At 68.6% G+C, this 16,638-nt stretch carries 9 protein-coding genes and 2 pseudogenes; 7 read left to right on the top strand and 4 right to left on the bottom strand.

The genetic code is table 11. The features are described from left to right. Positions 1-13: 13 nt before the first annotated feature. Entirely contained in the window at positions 14-895 is an 882-nt protein-coding gene (locus OMK73_RS33370) for a metallophosphoesterase family protein (RefSeq protein WP_267605749.1), read from the bottom strand. Positions 896-1,116: 221 nt separating this feature from the next. Here OMK73_RS33370 and OMK73_RS33365 point away from each other — a divergent pair. Together OMK73_RS33365 and OMK73_RS33360 are read left to right on the top strand one after the other, a co-directional pair. Further along, a pseudogene (locus OMK73_RS33365) lies at positions 1,117-1,814 on the top strand (RNA polymerase sigma factor). Continuing rightward, positions 1,801-2,682, top strand: coding sequence for an anti-sigma factor family protein (locus OMK73_RS33360; protein WP_267605748.1), 882 nt, complete (start codon positions 1,801-1,803; stop codon positions 2,680-2,682). Before OMK73_RS33365 ends, OMK73_RS33360 begins: the two are co-directional and overlap by 14 nt. A 25-nt stretch (positions 2,683-2,707) precedes the next feature. Here the strand turns inward: OMK73_RS33360 and OMK73_RS33355 are convergent, their stop codons facing one another. Together OMK73_RS33355 and OMK73_RS33350 are read right to left on the bottom strand one after the other, a co-directional pair. Next, positions 2,708-4,951, bottom strand: a complete 2,244-nt coding sequence (locus OMK73_RS33355; RefSeq protein WP_267605747.1) for a xanthine dehydrogenase family protein molybdopterin-binding subunit — start codon at positions 4,949-4,951, stop codon at positions 2,708-2,710. Positions 4,952-4,963: 12 nt separating this feature from the next. Beyond that, complete coding sequence (locus tag OMK73_RS33350) at positions 4,964-5,422, bottom strand: (2Fe-2S)-binding protein (RefSeq protein ID WP_150988428.1); 459 nt, start codon at positions 5,420-5,422, stop codon at positions 4,964-4,966. Positions 5,423-5,672: 250 nt separating this feature from the next. On the opposite strand from OMK73_RS33350, the gene OMK73_RS33345 reads away from it, so the two are divergent. Then, complete coding sequence (locus OMK73_RS33345) at positions 5,673-6,806, top strand: acyltransferase family protein (RefSeq protein WP_267605746.1); 1,134 nt, start codon at positions 5,673-5,675, stop codon at positions 6,804-6,806. A gap of 26 nt (positions 6,807-6,832) precedes the next feature. Here OMK73_RS33345 and OMK73_RS33340 read toward each other — a convergent pair whose 3' ends face one another. After that, positions 6,833-7,246, bottom strand: a complete 414-nt coding sequence (locus OMK73_RS33340) for a nuclear transport factor 2 family protein (protein WP_267605745.1) — start codon at positions 7,244-7,246, stop codon at positions 6,833-6,835. Positions 7,247-7,641: 395 nt separating this feature from the next. Here OMK73_RS33340 and OMK73_RS33335 point away from each other — a divergent pair, with 395 nt between their 5' ends. The 4 genes and pseudogenes from OMK73_RS33335 to OMK73_RS33320 all read left to right on the top strand — a co-directional run bounded on the left by OMK73_RS33335 (position 7,642) and on the right by OMK73_RS33320 (position 16,429). Then, on the top strand, positions 7,642-11,025 hold the full coding sequence (locus OMK73_RS33335) for a diguanylate cyclase (RefSeq protein ID WP_267605744.1): 3,384 nt from the start codon (positions 7,642-7,644) through the stop codon (positions 11,023-11,025). A gap of 567 nt (positions 11,026-11,592) precedes the next feature. Next, the gene (locus OMK73_RS33330) at positions 11,593-12,903 is read left to right on the top strand and encodes a dicarboxylate/amino acid:cation symporter (RefSeq protein WP_267605743.1); all 1,311 of its coding nucleotides are present in this window, start codon (positions 11,593-11,595) and stop codon (positions 12,901-12,903) included. Between the two features lie 259 nt (positions 12,904-13,162). Next, positions 13,163-15,078: pseudogene (locus tag OMK73_RS33325) on the top strand (sensor histidine kinase). Then, a complete protein-coding gene (locus tag OMK73_RS33320; protein ID WP_267605742.1) occupies positions 15,068-16,429 on the top strand; it encodes a sigma-54-dependent transcriptional regulator in 1,362 nt (453 codons plus the stop codon). The pseudogene OMK73_RS33325 and the gene OMK73_RS33320 overlap by 11 nt, the downstream one beginning before the upstream one ends. The last annotated feature ends 209 nt before the right edge of the window (positions 16,430-16,638 follow it).

Below are 16,638 nucleotides of genomic sequence, written 5' to 3'. Positions count from 1 at the left end.
CAGCACAACCTGCTCAACCATTGACAGGCTTCTCCTCGATCCCGAAATCCCCCGACGCCCTGCCCGCCTCCACTTCCCTCCAGCCCAATCCCCGATAGGGCTGCGTCGGATCCCACGGCACCGGCAAGCGCTGCGGCTGCGACCCCGCCGCCGGCAATGGAAACATCAGCGAGCGCGCCGCGTGGTGCGCGATATGCCCGGTCATGTGGTGATGCTCGTGATGGATGTGTCCATAGAACACCGTCACGTTGGGATGCGGCATCAGCCGCTCGATGACCTGCGCGCCGTCGCGCGTGGCCCAGTCCCACTGCGGATAGAGATCGAACAGCGGACGGTGCGTGAACACCACGATGCGCGCCGACTGCGGCTGCTGCGCAAGATCCGCGGCGAGCCAGTCGAGCTGCGCCGCGCCCACCCGTCCGGCAGGATCGGACACGTTGTCCAGCACGATGAAGTGCACGCCCTTGTGGTCGAACACATAGTGCGTGGGACCGAACAGTTCGCGGTAGGCGGCGCCCTGGTCCAGGCTGGCGTCGTGCTCGCCCGGCATCAGGTGCACGACCGGCACCTTGAGCGCGGCGATGATCGACTGGAACTCGCGCATGCGCCGGCGGCGCTCGGCGGGGTCATCGGTGGTGTGGGTGAGGTCGCCGGTGAACATCAGGAAATCCGGCGGTTCCGCCAGTGCGTTGACCGCGGCCACCGCCTTGGGCAAGGTGCCGCGCGCGTCGGGATTGGGCGGGCCCTGGAAGCCCCAGTGCGAGTCCGAGAGTTGGACAAAGTAGAACGCTTCGTCGCGTCCGGCGGCCCATCCGGGCAATGCCGACACAAACACCGCGCCGCCGGCGCAGGCGGCAAGCCCGAGAAAATCGCGCCGCTTCCATGCTCGCTTCATGTTGAGCTCCATCGGTTGATCGGATCGGCCAGGTTGCTGTGGACCTGCCTGTCATACCGGCGCGCAGGCATGTTTATTCCCGTTTCCGGTAATATTTTTTTCGTGGTGGCGGTGAGAATCGGGAATAAACTCAGTGCAATCCCGGTATACGAGGCAGAGACGGAATGAACGGGGAAGCGCGCGCGATGCGTCCAACCCGGGCACCGAGCCAAAGGAGTGATGTGAACGCTGCCGACCAGCGCCGCTGTTTCGACGATCTGGTGCTTCCGCACCTCGATGCCGCCTACAACCTGGCCCGCTGGCTGTCGGGCAACCCCGTGGAGGCGGATGACGTGGTGCAGGAAGCCTGCCTGCGGGCTTTCTGCTTTTTGACAGTTTCCGGGGCGACCAGCCACGCGCGTGGCTGCTGGCGATCGTGCGCAACACGTGGTTCACCGCCTGGCGCAAGCGGCATCAGCCGGGCCAGGCCGAAGGCGCCGGCTACGACGACGCGCATTTCGATGGCGAGCCGCTGCCCGGCTGGCAGGATGGACACGGCGACAGCCCGGAGCAATGGCTGTTGCGCGCCGAGGATGTCCAGCTGCTGCATCTGGCGCTGGAGCGCCTGCCGCTGGCCTTTCGCGAAGTACTGGTGCTGCGTGAGCTCGAGGACCTGCCTTATCGCGATATCGCCGTCATCGCCCAAGTCCCGCTGGGCACCGTGATGTCGCGCCTGGCACGCGCGCGCAAGCTGCTGGCGACGGCAGTGCTCGCCTTGCGGGCGGAAGGCACGCGAGGCACCAGCGCCAATGGCGGCGCCAACCTCGGCGCGGCAAGCAACGCATCCGCCGCGCCGGCAACGGGCAGGGCCGACGCGGCAACTGCCATCCACGCAACGCCGCCGCAACCTGCCGGGGAGACAGGCCATGAACTGCAATGACGCCCGCCTGCTGCTGCAGGCCAGTGCTGACGGCGAGCTCGGCGCGGGCGATGCCTTGCGCCTCGAGCGGCACCTGGCGCAATGCACGGCCTGCACCGCGCAGCTCGCACACCTGCGCGAACTGCGCACCGTATTGCGCGCGCATGCGCCCTACCATCGCGCCGGCCCGGCCCTGCGCGCGCGGCTGAACGCCGCGCTGGACGCAGCCCAGGCCGCGCCAGCGCCACAGGCGGCGGCTTTCGGCGGCGCGGCGGCGCCCGCCGGCAACGGTGGCGCATGGTGGCAACGGATGCGGCGCTATTTCGAATGGGGCCCGGCCGCCAATGCCGCCATGGCAGCGCTGACTGTTGCGACGCTGGGCATCGGCATGGTCCAGTACACGCTGAGCGATGGCCCGGAGCCCACGGTGGAAAGCGAGATGGTGAGCAGCCACGTGCGGGCGCTGATCTCGGGGCACACGATCGATGTCGCCTCGTCGGACCGCCACACCGTCAAGCCCTGGTTCAATGGCCGCATCGACTACGCGCCGTCGGTACGCGAACTCGCGCCGCAAGGTTTCCCGCTGGCCGGGGGACGGCTTGACTACGTGCATGGGCGGCCGGTGGCGGTGCTGGTCTACCGCCGCAACCAGCACCCCATCGATGTGTTCGTACTGCCATTGCGCTCGTCTGACACGCCCGAGGGCAAGCCGGCCGTCAATCCCGGCCGCAGCCCGGCACCGCCGCAGATCGAGGCGCGCCAAGGCTATCAACTGGCGCTCTGGGAGGCGGACGGCATGCGCTACGCGGCCATCACCGATGCCTCGGCCGACGACCTGCTACGCTTCACGCAGGCCTGGCGCGCGGCCGGTGACAACCGCGCGCCCTGAGCCCGGTGCCTGGGCTTAGGCCAGCTCAGGCCAGCACAAACGGCAACTGCCGCTGGCGCTTGCCGGTGAGCTTGAACAGCGCGTTGGCCACCGCCGGAGCAATGGCCGGCACGCCCGGCTCGCCCAGGCCGGTGGGCGGCTCCTCGGAGGGCACGAAGAACACGTCCACTACCGGCGCATCGGTGATGCGCGGCGGCGGATAATCGGGGAAGTTGCTGTTCTTCACCGCGCCGTTCTCGATCTCGATGGCAAAGCCCGGCCGCGTCATCGCCAGCCCGAACACGCACGCGCCCTGCACCTGCGCCTCGGCCGACATGGGATTGACCACGCGGTTGGCATGCACCCCGGCCGTCACGCGATGCACATGTGGCTCGTTTTTCACCAGCGACACCTCCACCACATAGGCCACCACCGTGCCGAACGACTCATGCACCGCCACGCCCCAGGCCTGGCCCTTGGGCAGCTTGCGCTTGCCGTAGCCGGACTTGTCCACCGCCAGTTGCAGCGCCGCGCGATGGCGCCCGTGCTTGCTCGCGTCCAGCCGCGCCAGGCGGTACGCCACCGGATCCTGCCTGGCATTGACGGCCACTTCGTCGACCAGCGTTTCCTTGACGAAGGCGGTGTGCGTGTTGCCAACCGAGCGCCACCACAGCACCGGCACCGCTACCTGCGGATGATGCACCGATAGTTGCAGCGGGAAGCCGTAGTCGTTCTCGACCAGGCCTTCGACCATGGTCCCATCCACGCCGCCCTTGACCATGAATGCCTCGAACGGCGTGCCGGTGAGGATGGACTGCCCGACGACGGTATGTTGCCAGCCGAGCACCTGCCCCTTCGCGTCGATGCCGATGCGCGCGCGGTGCACATGCAGCGGCCGGTAGTAGCCGCCGCGGATATCGTCCTCGCGGCTCCACATCACCTTGAGCGGTTCGTCATGCCCGTTCTTGACCCAGGCCAGCAGCACGTTGGCCGCTTCGACCAGGTAGTCGGAGGTGGGCACGGCGCGCCGGCCGAACCCGCCGCCCGCCATCATGGTGTTGAGCGTGACCTTGGCCGGCGGCAGCCCGAGCACGCGCCCGATGGCGGCCTGGTCCACGGTCTGGAACTGCGAGCCCACCCATACCTTCACGTTCTGCACCGCCTTGCCGGACACCTCGGCTTGCAAGGTGCAGTTCAGCGGCTCCATCGGCGCATGCGCCAGGTAGGGGAACTCGTAGTCCGCCGAGATGGTGCGCGCGGCGCCGGACATGGCGCCCAGGTCGGCCTGCAGCGCCACCGTGCCGGGCTGCGCGGCCAGCGTCTTGTACTGTGCAAACAGGTCCTTGGTGGAGACGCTGGAGCCGCTGTCTTCCCACACGATCTCCAGCGCATCGCGCGCCTGCTTGGCCGGCCAGTAGCCATCGGCCACCACCGCCACGCCGGTGCCGCCACGGTCCACCGGCACCAGCATCACGTCGGCCACGCCCTTGATCGCGCGCGCCTTGTCTGCGTTGAAGGATTTCACCTTGCCGCCAAAACGCGGCGGGCGCGCCACTACGGCCACCACCATGTCCTTGAGTCGCACGTCGATGCCGAAGGCGGTGGTCCCCTCCAGCTTGCCGCGCGCATCCAGCCGGCGCGTGGGCTTGCCGATGAGCTTGAACTGCGCCGGGTTTTTCAGCGTCACCTGCTGCGGCACCGGCAGCGCCATGGCGGCCTGCGCCAGTTCGCCAAAGGTGGCGCGATGGCTGCCGGAGGTGACCACGCCCAGCGCCACCTGGCAGCTCGCCGGATCGACCTGCCACTGCTTGGCCGCGGCGGAAACCAGCATGGCACGTGCGCGCGCGCCCAGCTCACGGTACTGCTGGAAGGAATGGTTGAGCGCGGTGGAGCCGCCGGTGATCTGCATGCCGAAGGCGGGATCCTTGTACGCATCGCCGGCGGGCGCCAGCGTGGCGCGCACGTTGCGCCAGTCGACGTCGAGCTCTTCTGCCAGCGCCATGGGCAACGCCGTATGCACGCCCTGGCCGAATTCGAGCCGGTTGACCGCCACCGTGACGGTATTGTCCGGGGCGATCAGCAGGAACGCCTGCGGCTGCGAAGGCGGGGCCTTGGGCGCCGCGCCTTCCTGCGCCAGCGCGGCCTGGGCCGGCAGGATGCCGAGCGCCAGGCCGCCACCGGCAAAGCCGGTCAGCTTGAGAAAACTGCGGCGGTCCAGCGCGGCGACGCCGCCGGAGTCCGCGTGCCGGCGATTGCCGCCGGCGAGCGCTTCAAGGTATCTGATTCGCATGGTGTCGTCCCCTTAAGCCAGCGCGCGCGCCGCGTCCTTGATGGCCGCGCGGATGCGCTGGTAGGTGCCGCAGCGGCACAGGTTGCCGGCCATGGCCTGGTCGATGTCGGCATCGCTTGGGTGCTTTTTACTGCGCAACAGCCCGACGGCGCTCATCACCTGGCCGTTCTGGCAATAGCCGCACTGCGCCACATCGTGCTTGATCCAGGCGTCGAGCACCGCGCGGCCAACCTTGTCGCCGGTGACGCCTTCGATAGTGGTGATGCGCGCGCCTTGCGCCGCCGAGACCGGCGTCACGCAACTGCGTGTGGCCTGCCCGTTCACATGCACGGTGCACGCGCCGCATGCAGCCATGCCGCAGCCGAACTTGGTGCCGGTCATGCCAAGGCTGTCGCGTAACGCCCACAGCAGGGGCGTGGAAGGATCAACGTCTACCTGCAACGGCTTGCCGTTGATATCTAGCGTGGTCATGGGGGAAGCTCCTTGGGTCTGTTTGCCCTGGTCCGCCCCCGGCATGGCGCAGCGGTTCGATCCGCCGCGCCGCGCCGCCGGCGGCCGGTCAGCGGCGCGCGCCCCAGCCGCGGTACGCACGCCGTAAAACTTTCTGAGCATAGTGCAAAAAGGAAAGTCGCGTGCGGCACCGTGCACCGGGCTGGCGAACTTCGCGCCCGGCCCAGCGGTCTGTTTGTTATCAACTGCCAGCCACCCTGCATCCGGACTCGTGCCCGCCCCTTGCGCTACCCGCTCGCCATATGCCGCGCCCGCCACACTCGACAGCATCCAGGCGCTGCGCGGGCTGGCCGCCGCCTATGTGCTGGTCTACCACTCCGGGCTGCGCCTGGGCGGCGAGCGGTTGCCGCTGCTGGCATGGGTCACCGAACACGTGATCAAGCGCGGCCATGTCGGCGTGGACGTGTTCTTCGTCATCAGCGGATTCATCATCGCGTGGGTGGCGGTGCTGGCGCGCCCCGAGCCCGAGACGGCGCTGGCCTTCTCGATCCGCCGCGTCTTCCGGCTGGTGCCGCCGTACTGGGTCATGTCGGCGCTGCATGCGCTCACGCTCAACCCGGTCAGCCTCGCGGTGTTCGCCAGCTCGCTCGCCTTCCTGCCCGTCGCACAGCAGGAGGCGCCTTACTTCGGCTATCCGGCGCTATACGTGGGCTGGTCGCTCAATTACGAAATGGCCTTCTATGCGATCTGCGCGCTCGGCCTGCTGGTGGCGCGGCAGCGCGCGCTGCTGGTGGTGGCCGCGGCGCTGGCAGGCACCACGCTGGTGCTGCCCTGGTGGCGCTTCGGCGCGGTGAACCCGGACCCGACGCACGTCTACCCGTTCGCATCGGCATGGGTGTCGATGATTGCCAATCCGCTGGTGCTGGAATTCGCGCTCGGCTGCGCGCTGGCCTGGCTCTATGCGCGCACGCGCCACCGGCTCTCGCGCGGCGTGGCGATGGCCTTGCTCGTGGCGGGCGTGGGCAGCTTCGCCGCCTCGCTGTGGCTGGTGGAGCCCGAGTTCAGCCTGGCCGGGCGCGGCTTGCCGGCGGGCGCGCTACTGTTCGGCGCGGTGGCGGCCGAGCATGCCGGCGTGCTGCGCGTGCCGCGAGCGCTGGTGTGGCTGGGCGAGCTGTCGTACGCGCTCTACCTGACGCATCCGTTGGTGATCGAAGCGGTCAAGCGGATGATGCCGGAGCTGGCGCCCGGGCAAATGGGCTTGCAGCTGGCGCGCTTCGCCATCGATGCCGGGCTGGCGCTTGGCCTTGCCATGCTGCTGCATCGCTGGGTGGAGGTGCCGGCCATGGCCACCGGCAGGCGCGTGGCCGCGCGCTTCACCGCGCGCCGCGCCCGGACGGGCGCGTGAGCGGCCGCCCGGGCACCCGGGCGACCTCATGCCATGCCTTGCGGCGCGCGGTCGATAAAGCCTGTCATGCTTTGCAGCCGGCCGTCTGCCGCCACGGTCGCGAAGTCGGTGCCGACCACCACGGCAGCCGCGCCCACGGGCGCCAGCTCCCAGGTAAAGCGCAGGTTGCCGCCATGCGCGTCGACCGGCGTCGCGCGCGAAAAGCGCAAACCCGGAAAGCGCGCCTGGACGGCGGCGATCATGGCGTCGATCCCGGCGTGGCCGTCACCGCGCATGAGCGGATCGACGTAGCTGGCGGACTCGGTCCAGGTGCTGACGATCAGCGCGCGGCGACGAGCCGCGTCGGCTTCGTTCCAGGCCGCGAGATAGCGATCCGCCAGGGCGGCAAGATCGGTTGCGGCGAGGTTGGCGTGGGCGGCGGTACGATCCGATTCGGACATGGTCTTCTCCTTGGGGTGAGTGAGGAAGCTGTCCGTATCATCGGTGCGCGCAGCGCGGCGCGCGATTACGCGCGAGGTAATCGCCGCCGCGTCATCACCACCCGCCCAAGGGCCGATATCTGCGCCAATACCCCTCCTTAGCGGGGCAATGCCTGAAACGCCTGTAGGACTTGGACGACAGGGCGCCGGTACCGGTTCCGGTCCGCCGCCCGCCCTCCTACCCCAAAACGGCGTCCGGCGCTAGTCTGAACAGCGGGAGCAGACCTGGGCTTATCGCCTCGTGCTTCCGGCATATCGCCGCTATATTGATCCATTAAGCTGGGCCGCGCGTGCAACTTGCCGCAACGCCCGCCCATCGCCCCAATTTCGAGAACGCAGCTTCAGGCTGACGCCACATGACACCAGACTTGGATGTCCGCCCCTTGCCCATCACCTGTCCGCGCTGGCAGCGCGTGTCGCTATCCGCCATTGCCTTCTTCCTGCTGGCCCTGGCCGGTCTGGCCGTGTCGCGCTACCCGGGCAACGTGGCCATGCTCTGGCTGGCCAATGCTTTCGGCATCGGCATCTTGCTGCACCAGCGCAGCGGCGATGCGCCCTGGCAGCTGGCCGGGATGCTGGTGGCGGGCGTGGCGGCCAACGCGGCCATGGGCGATACGCCCGCCATTGCGCTGGCACTGGCGCTGGGCAACGTCGCCGAGATTGCCTTCTCGGCGTGGCTGGTGCGCGCCATGACCAGCGGCGCCACGCTATCCCGCCCGGGACCGCTGGCGCGCTTTGCGCTGACGCTGGGCGCGGCCAGCACGCTGGGGCCGGCGGTGGGCGCCACCATCGGCGCCGCCGCCATCAGCACCGCGTACCACAGCGGCTTTGGCGCGGTCTGGTGGACCTGGTGGACGGCGGACTCGATGGGCATCGTCATGTTGCTGCCGCTGATGGTATCGGTCACGCGCGAGCGTTTCGCGGATACCTTCCGCCGCGCGCAGCTGCCCCGTTTTGCCGGCCTGCTCTCGCTGAGCCTGGCGGTGGGCGGCGTGGCGCTATATAAGAGCAACGAGCCGTTCGTGGTGATGGCGCTGCCGCTGGTGCTGGCGGCGCTGCTGACCAACCCCTTTGCCACTGCCCTGCTGACGCTGCTGGCCATCTGCGGCACGGTGGCGCTGGGGCTGGTCACCGCAGCGCTCGGCCTGGGCGCGAACGAGCCGTTCCTGCTGCAGTCGGTGCAGTTGTCGACCGCGCTGATCATGGTGTTCCCGATCTGCATCGCCTTCCTGCTCGAGCAGAACCGGCGCGACCGCAGCGAGCTGCGCGCCAGCGAGCGGCGCTTTCGCCAGGCCATGGAGCACTCGGCCATCGGCATGGCGCTGGTGGGGCTGGACGGCAACTGGCTGCAGGTCAACCGCGCCATCTGCGACCTGTTCGGCTTTGATGCCGCCGAGCTGGCGGAGCTGCCCTTCCCGGCCATCACCCACCCGGACGATCTCGCCCCCGACCTGCACCAGGTCGAGCGCCTGCTGGCCGGCGAGATCGAGTCGTACCGGATAGAAAAGCGCTTCCGCCACAAGGACGGCAGCTATCGCTGGACCTTGCTGGCCGTCTCCCTGGTGCGCGACGAGAACACGGGCAAGCCGCTGCATTTCATCTCCCAGGTGGAGGACATCGACGAGCGCAAGACCGCGCTGGACAAGCTCGAGGCGCTGTCGCGCCGGACCCAGCTGGCAGTTGAGGCCGGCGGCGTGGGCATCTGGGAGTGGGACATTGCCAGCGGCGCGATCGAGTGGGACGCGCGCATGCACGCGCTGCACGGCGTCGATCCTGCCCTGGGCGCGCCGGACATCAAGCGCTGGACGGCCATGGTGCATCCCGAGGATGTCGAGCAGGCAAGCACCGAGATGCGCGAGGCGGTGCGCGGCATGCGCGCCTTCGACACCGAATACCGCATCCAGCGCCCCGGCGGCGAGGTGCGCCATATCCGCGCCATGGCGATGGTGCTGCGCCAGGACGATGACACCGCGGTGTCCATGATCGGCACCAACTGGGACATCACCGAGCAGCGCCGCCTCACCGAGGCGCTGTTCGAGGAGAAGGAACGCCTGCACATCACGCTGCGCTCCATCGGCGACGCGGTGATCTGCACCGACGCCACCATGGGCGTGACCTTCATGAACCCGATCGCCGAGCAGCTCACCGGCTGGACCATGCAGGCGGCCGCCGGCCAGCCGCTCGAATCCATCTTCCGCATCGTCGACGAGCATACCAACGCGCCGATCCCCAGCCCGGTGGAACAGTGCCTGCTGACCTTGCGCCCGGTCTACCTCCAGGACGGCGCGGTGCTGCAAAGCCTGACCGGCGACCGCCATGACGTGCAGGACTCCGCCGCGCCGGTGCGCACGGCCAGCGGCGAGGTCATCGGTGCGGTGCTGGTGTTCCAGGACATCACCAGCGCCCGCGCGCTGCAGCGCGAGCTGGCCCACTCGGCCTCGCACGATGCGCTCACCGGCCTGCCCAACCGCATCTGGTTCGAGAAGCGGCTGCGCGAGGCCTGCGAGGCCGCGCGCCTGCAGCAGCAGCATCACGCGCTGTGCTTCATCGACCTGGACCGGTTCAAGATCGTCAACGACACGGCCGGGCATGCCGCGGGCGACGTACTGCTGCGCGAGCTCGGCCACGTGATCCGCTACCACGTGCGGCCGGACGACCTGCTCGCCCGCCTGGGCGGCGACGAATTCGCGCTGCTGCTCAAGGACTGTACGGTGGACCAGGCCGAGCGCGTATGCCAGAAGATCATCGATGCCATCCGCGGCCAGCGCTTCCCATGGGAAGGGCGGGTCTACGATGTGGGCGCGAGCATCGGCATTACCGCCATCGACCACGAAACGCCGCCGATGGGCGAGCTGATGAGCCGCGCCGACGTAGCCTGCTACGCCGCCAAGGCGGCCGGGCGCAGCCGCGTCTCGGTGTACCGGCGCGACGAAAGCGACGCCCAGCGCCACCACCAGGAGCTGCAGGTTGCCGCCGGCATCCACTCGGCGCTGGACGCGAACCGCTTCCGCCTGTTCGCCCAGGAGATCCGCGCGCTGCAGGAGCACAACCAGGCCGGCCGCCATATCGAGATCCTGGTGCGCATGGTCGATGAGCAAGGCAAGCTGGTGATGCCGGGCGCGTTCATCCCCGCCGCCGAGCGCTATGACCTGATGGGCCACGTGGACCGCTGGGTGATCCACCATGTGCTGCACGAATTCGGCGCGCGCCTGACCGCGGTGCCCGATCTCACGGTCGCCATCAACTTGTCGGCCAATTCGCTGGGCGAGCCGTTCCTGCTGCCGTTCCTGCATGCCGAGCTGCACGAGTCCGTGCTGCCCGCCAGCCGCATCCAGCTGGAGATCACCGAGACCGCGCTGATCAACAACATGGCGGCGGCCAATCGCCTGGTGACCGAAATGCGCAGCGCTGGCTGTACCGTGGCGCTGGACGATTTCGGGGCCGGCTTGTCGTCGTTCTCCTATCTCAAGCAGTTCCCGGTGGACTATCTCAAGATCGACGGGAGCTTTATCCGCCACCTGGCCGGCAACGCGGTGGACCGCGAGATCGTCAGCTCGATCAACGATATCGGCCATCGCCTGGGCATGCTGACCGTGGCCGAGTCCGTGGAGGACGAGGAAACGCTGCAGGCCTTGCGCTCGATCGGCGTGGACTATGCCCAGGGTTATGTGATCGGGCGGCCGATGCCGCTGGAACTGTTCCTGGAGAGTTGCCCAATCCAGCCGGTGGGCAACGCTTAAGTCATCTGGGGCGAGCGGCTGGCGGCAGCACGCGCCAATCGAGACTTGCCTCTTGCATCACACGCCGGCGCCCGTACGGGTGCCAGCTCCGCTTTTAGCCCCGCCACCCGTTCGGAAATCCGAACGCCCTACCGCCCCGCTCGCACGGAAATCCGAACCGTGCGCCGGGCGCACATTAATTTCCCCTTGTATTTCAGTGGCTTAGGCGGCATCGGCGCGGCCCGTGGCCTGGCACGCCTCGTGCAATGTATGCGCCGGCCCCAAGCGGCCATACAGGTCGACGGTTGGCTCCCCCGTGCCGGCCCGGACCCAAAACAATGGAGGAAACAATGATCGACCCCGCCTTGCCGACCTTGCCCACCACACCGGTGGGCGCCGGGCACACGCTGCCCATGCCCGTTCGGCATAGAACAGGCATTTGAACAGGCATTTGAACAGGCACTGATTTTCCCGGCTGAGGCCGCATGGCGCTGTCCCCACGACGGCAGCGCCACGCCAGAAGGCTGCCAGCCAGCCCCCGCAAAACAGCCGTCCGGCCATTGGCCGGGCGCATCGGCCCGACTTCTGATGAAACTGAACCGACTGCCCACCCTGATTTTCATTGCGATGCTGCTTGGCGTGCTGGCCGGCACGGCCGCCCACCACTACGCGCCGGACCCCGCCGCCGCCAAGTCCATCGCCAACCACCTGTCCATCCTGACCGACGTGTTCCTGCGCATGATCAAGATGATCATCGGGCCGCTGGTGTTCGCCACCCTGGTTGGCGGCATCGCCAGCATGGGCGATGGCAAGGCCGTTGGCCGCATCGGCATGAAGGCGATGGCATGGTTCATCGCCGCGTCCATTACCTCGCTGCTGCTGGGCCTGTTGATGGCCAATCTGCTGCGCCCGGGCGAAGGCATGAACCTGGCGCTGCCGGCGGCGGACGCGGCCTCCAACCTGAAGACCGGGGCGCTGAACCTGCGCGATTTCATCGCGCACATGTTCCCCAAGAGCTTCGTGGAAGCCATGGCCACCAATGAGATCCTGCAGATCGTGGTGTTCTCGCTGTTCTTCGGCTTTGCGCTGGGCACGCTCAAGGACGGCATCGGCAAACCCGTGCTGGCCGGCATCGAAGGCCTGTCGCACGTGATGCTGAAGATCACCAACTACGTGATGGCCTTTGCGCCGGTCGGCGTGTTCGGCGCGGTCGCCGCGGTGATCACCGCCGAGGGCCTGGGCGTGCTGGTCGTGTACGCGAAGCTGCTGGGTGCCGTCTACCTGTCGCTGGCGCTGCTGTGGGTGGCGCTGATCGCCGGTGGCTACTTCTTCCTCGGCCGCGATGTGTTCCGCCTGCTCAAGATGGTGCGCGCCCCGCTGATGATCGGTTTCGCCACCGCCAGCAGCGAATCGGCTTACCCCAAGGTGATCGAGCAGCTCGGCCGCTTTGGCGTCAAGGAACGCATCACGGGCTTCGTGCTGCCGCTGGGCTACTCATTCAACCTGGACGGCTCGATCATGTACACGTCCTTCGCCGCGCTGTTCGTGGCGCAGGTGTACGGCATCCACCTGTCGCTCTCGCAGCAGGTGACCATGCTGCTGGTGCTGCTGGTCACCAGCAAGGGCATTGCCGGCGTGCCGCGTGCCTCGCTGGTGGTGGTGGCCGCGGTGCTGCCGATGTTCGGCCTGCCCGAGGCGGGCATCCTGCTGGTGCTCGGCATCGACCACGTGCTGGACATGGGCCGTACCGTTACCAATGTGCTTGGCAATGCCATTGCCACAACCGTCGTCGCCAAAAGCGAAGGCGCCATCGGCGCGCCGGTGCCCGAAGAAGCGGATGACCCCGCTGCCGACGGCAACCGCGGCCTGACACCCGTTCAGGTCCTGGCCGGCAAGTAACACTGCCAGCGCGCCAAGGCCCGGCCACCGATCAGGTGGCCGGGCCTTTTTCTTTCCGGGGGCCGGAAAACCGCGATGTGGTAAAACACGGGGTCGCCGCGGGCGCCGCCATTGCGCAATGTGCGCATTGGCACACCCACGCCACGCTTACCGCTCCGCACGATGCACTTTTGCTGGCGCCTCCAGTCTTAACCAGTCGGGCTCGCTGCCCGCGACCGAGTTCTTTCGCCTTCGCTTTTTGCGCATTCCGCCCGCTCCCATGACCGGCCCGCTCCCTTCACACGCCACCCCGCAAGGTGCCCCGCACGACACCTCCGCTCGCGCCGCCCGCCTGCGCCCGTGGGTGCCTCTCGTGGCCATGCTGGCACTGGCTGCGCTGATCGGGCTGGCTGGCGCCATGGGCTACCGCTATAGCTACGACAACGCGCTGGCGCGCCAGGGCGAACGCGGCCAGGTGCAGCTGCGCCTGTACGGCCAGGCCCTGTCGAGCGAGCTGGCGCGCTATGACTACGTGCCCAGCCTGCTCTCGCTGGATGACAAGATTGCCGCCCTGCTGGCGCATCCGGACGATCCGGCGCGCGTCGAGGCGGCCAACCAGTACCTCGCCGCAGTCAATGCCCGCGCCGGCACCCGCGTGGTGTTCGTGCTCGATGCCCGTGGCCGCGTGCTTGCCACCAGCAACTGGCAGCGCCCCGACAGCTACCTGGGCGAAGACCTGAGCTTCCGCCCCTACTTCAGCGACGCGGCGGACGGCCAGCTGGGACGCTTCTATGGGGTGGGCACCACCCGCAGCGAGCCCGGCTACTACCTCTCGGCGCCGCTGGGCGATCGCCACAAGCCAAGCGGCGTGGCCGTCGTCAAGGTGGGGCTGGAGCCCCTGGAAAACCGCTGGCAGGGCGCCGATACCCAGATGCTGCTGACGGACGAGAACGGCGTGGTGATCCTGGCCTCCGACCCGTCCCTGAAACTGGCCGCGCTCAAGCCGCTGCCCCCGAGCTGCGCGAGCGGCTGCAACGCAACCTGCAATACAACCGCGCCGCGCTCCCGCAGCTGGAGCTCACGCCGGTGCGCAAGCTGTCCGACAGCGACGCCCTGGTCCGCCTGCGGCGCGGCCCGCCCATGCTGGCACAGAACGCCGAGCTGGTCGGCACCGACTGGCACCTGACGCTGCTCACCAATACCTCGCAGGCCCGCGTGGCTGCACTCAGCACCGCCGCGCTGGCCGGCGTGCTGACCGCCTTCCTGTTGCTGCTGGCGGCGGCCTGGAACGTGCGCCGGCGCGTCGCCAGCGAGCGCATGGCCGCACGCGCCGCGCTGGAGGCCGCCAACGGCGAACTGGAGCGCAAGGTCGCGGAGCGCACCGCCGACCTGTCCGCCGCCAACCAGCACTTGCAGGCGGAAGTCGCCGAACGCATCCGCACCGAAGCGACCCTGCGCCAGGCCCAGGATGGCCTGCTGCAGGCCGGCAAGCTGGCCGCGGTAGGCCAGATGTCCACCGGCATCGCCCACGAGCTCAACCAGCCCCTAGCGGCCCTGCGCACGCTCTCGGGCAATACCCAGAAATTCCTCGAGCGCGGCGACAACGCCACCGCGCAGGCCAACCTCGGCACCATCATCGGGCTGGTGGAGCGCATGGGGCGCATCACCGGCGCGCTCAAGTCATTCGCGCGCAAGCCTGGCAATGGCAGCAACGCCGGCCGCCTGGCGCCGCTGGACGATGCCATCGACAACGCCCTGTTCCTGCTCGATACGCGCCTGCAGGCGGTAGGCCCGGCGCTGGTCCGGCAGATCGAGCCGGACCTGGTGGTGACGTGCGATCCCAACCGGCTGGAGCAGGTGCTGGTCAACCTGATCGGCAACGCGCTCGACGCGCTGGCCGGCAGCCCTGAGCCCCGGCTGGAGCTGCGCAGCCACCTGGCGGGCAGCAAGCTGCGCCTGACCATCCGCGACAACGGCCCCGGGCTGTCCGAGGAAGCCTTCGCGCGGCTGTTCGAGCCGTTCTTCACCACCAAGCCGGCAGGACAGGGACTAGGCCTGGGCCTGACGCTGTCGGCCGGCATCCTGGACGAGGTCGGCGGCAACCTGGAGGCCAGCAACCACCCCGACGGCGGCGCGTGCTTCACGCTGGTGCTGCCGCTGGCCAGGCTTGAGCAGGAGAGCCGCCATGGCAATTGACCCGAACCATGCCGATTCCGCGGACGCGATCGACCCTGCGCGGCTGACCGTGCTGATCGTCGAGGACGACCCCGACGTGCGCCTGGGTTGCGAGCAAGCGCTGCGGCTCGAAGGCATTGCCACGCGCGCCGTGGCCAGCGCCGAAGCCGCGCTGCGCGAAGTCGGCAGCCATTTCCCCGGCGTGGTGGTGAGCGACATCCGCCTGCCCGGCATCGACGGCATGGCGCTGCTGCATGAGCTGCGGGCGCGCGACGACGCGCTGCCGGTGGTGATGGTCACGGGCCACGGCGATGTCAGCCTGGCCGTGCAGGCCATGAAGGCCGGCGCCTACCACTTCCTGGAAAAACCGTTCTCGCCGGAGCGCCTGGTCGAGGTCACGCAGCGCGCGCTTGAGAAACGCCGGCTGGTGCTGGAAGTGGCCGAGCTGCGCAGGAAGCTGGCCGGGCGCGACACCTTGCAGGCGCGCCTGATCGGCCATTCGCCATCCATCGAGCGGCTGCGCAAGCTGATCGCCGACCTGGCCGACACCGCTGCCAACGTGCTCATACACGGCGAGACCGGCACCGGCAAGGAACTGGTCGCCCGCTGCCTGCACGAAGCGAGTTCCCGCCGCGCGCGGCACTTCGTGCCGATCAACTGCGGCGGCCTGCCCGAACAGCTGTTCGAAAGCGAGATCTTTGGCCATGAGGCCGGCTCGTTCACCGGCGCGGCGCGGCGGCGCATCGGCAAGATCGAGCACGCCGAGGGCGGCACGCTGTTCCTCGACGAGATCGAGAGCATGCCGATGCAGATGCAGATCAAGCTGCTGCGGGTGCTGCAGGAGCGCGTGGTGGAGCGGCTTGGCTCCAATACGCCGGTGCCGGTCAATACCCGCGTGGTTGCGGCCACCAAGGCGGATCTGAAGGCGCTCTCCGCGGCCGGCCAGTTCCGCGCCGACCTGTACTACCGGCTCAACGTGGTGACGCTGGAGCTGCCGCCGCTGCGCGAGCGGCGCGAAGACGTGCCGCCGCTGTTCGAGCACTTTGTCGCGCAGGCGGCGCTGCGCTTCGAGCGCGAGGCGCAGCCTGCCACGCCGGCGGAGCTCGCTGCGCTGATGGCCTATCCGTGGCCGGGCAATGTGCGCGAGCTGCGCAACCTGGCTGAGCGCCATGTGCTGGGGCTGGGGTGCAATCCCGGGCAAGGCACCGCCGAGCCGGCGGCGCTGCCGCTGGCGCAGGCCGTCGAGCAATTCGAGCGGGCCATGATTGCCGATGCCATGCGCAGGCATGAGGGCAACCTCAGCCGGGCTAGCGAGGCACTGGGGATTGCCAAGACGACCTTGTTCGATAAAGTCAGGAAATACAGGCTTTGAGATTTGCCTGGTGGCGGCTCTGGCTGCCACCGGCTGAACTGCAATGGCTTGAGCGCAGCTTGCGTTGCCGCTTTCCTTGCCGCATCAACCGCAACTCCACCTCCCTCCTCCTCCGTTCGCGCTCCCCGTCCTTCCCGCTTCCTTGCGCTTCGACTTTTCGTTGTGTGAGGTGCCGCACCGAAGCGGCGCGCACGCCGCGCCACTATGGC

This window comes from Cupriavidus sp. D39 (genome assembly GCF_026627925.1).
Classification (GTDB): domain Bacteria; phylum Pseudomonadota; class Gammaproteobacteria; order Burkholderiales; family Burkholderiaceae; genus Cupriavidus; species Cupriavidus ulmosensis.
This window is presented reverse-complemented; position numbering and strand designations above follow the sequence as displayed.

Excerpts from the sequence above, each read along its gene's own strand:
- OMK73_RS33370 (WP_267605749.1), bottom strand. The coding sequence starts at position 895 with ATGAAGCGAGCATGGAAGCGGCGCGATTTTCTCGGGCTTGCCGCCTGC.
- OMK73_RS33360 (WP_267605748.1), top strand. The coding sequence starts at position 1,801 with ATGAACTGCAATGACGCCCGCCTGCTGCTGCAGGCCAGTGCTGACGGC.
- OMK73_RS33355 (WP_267605747.1), bottom strand. The coding sequence starts at position 4,951 with ATGCGAATCAGATACCTTGAAGCGCTCGCCGGCGGCAATCGCCGGCAC.
- OMK73_RS33350 (WP_150988428.1), bottom strand. The coding sequence starts at position 5,422 with ATGACCACGCTAGATATCAACGGCAAGCCGTTGCAGGTAGACGTTGAT.
- OMK73_RS33340 (WP_267605745.1), bottom strand. The coding sequence starts at position 7,246 with ATGTCCGAATCGGATCGTACCGCCGCCCACGCCAACCTCGCCGCAACC.
- OMK73_RS33335 (WP_267605744.1), top strand. The coding sequence starts at position 7,642 with ATGACACCAGACTTGGATGTCCGCCCCTTGCCCATCACCTGTCCGCGC.
- OMK73_RS33330 (WP_267605743.1), top strand. The coding sequence starts at position 11,593 with ATGAAACTGAACCGACTGCCCACCCTGATTTTCATTGCGATGCTGCTT.
- OMK73_RS33320 (WP_267605742.1), top strand. The coding sequence starts at position 15,068 with ATGGCAATTGACCCGAACCATGCCGATTCCGCGGACGCGATCGACCCT.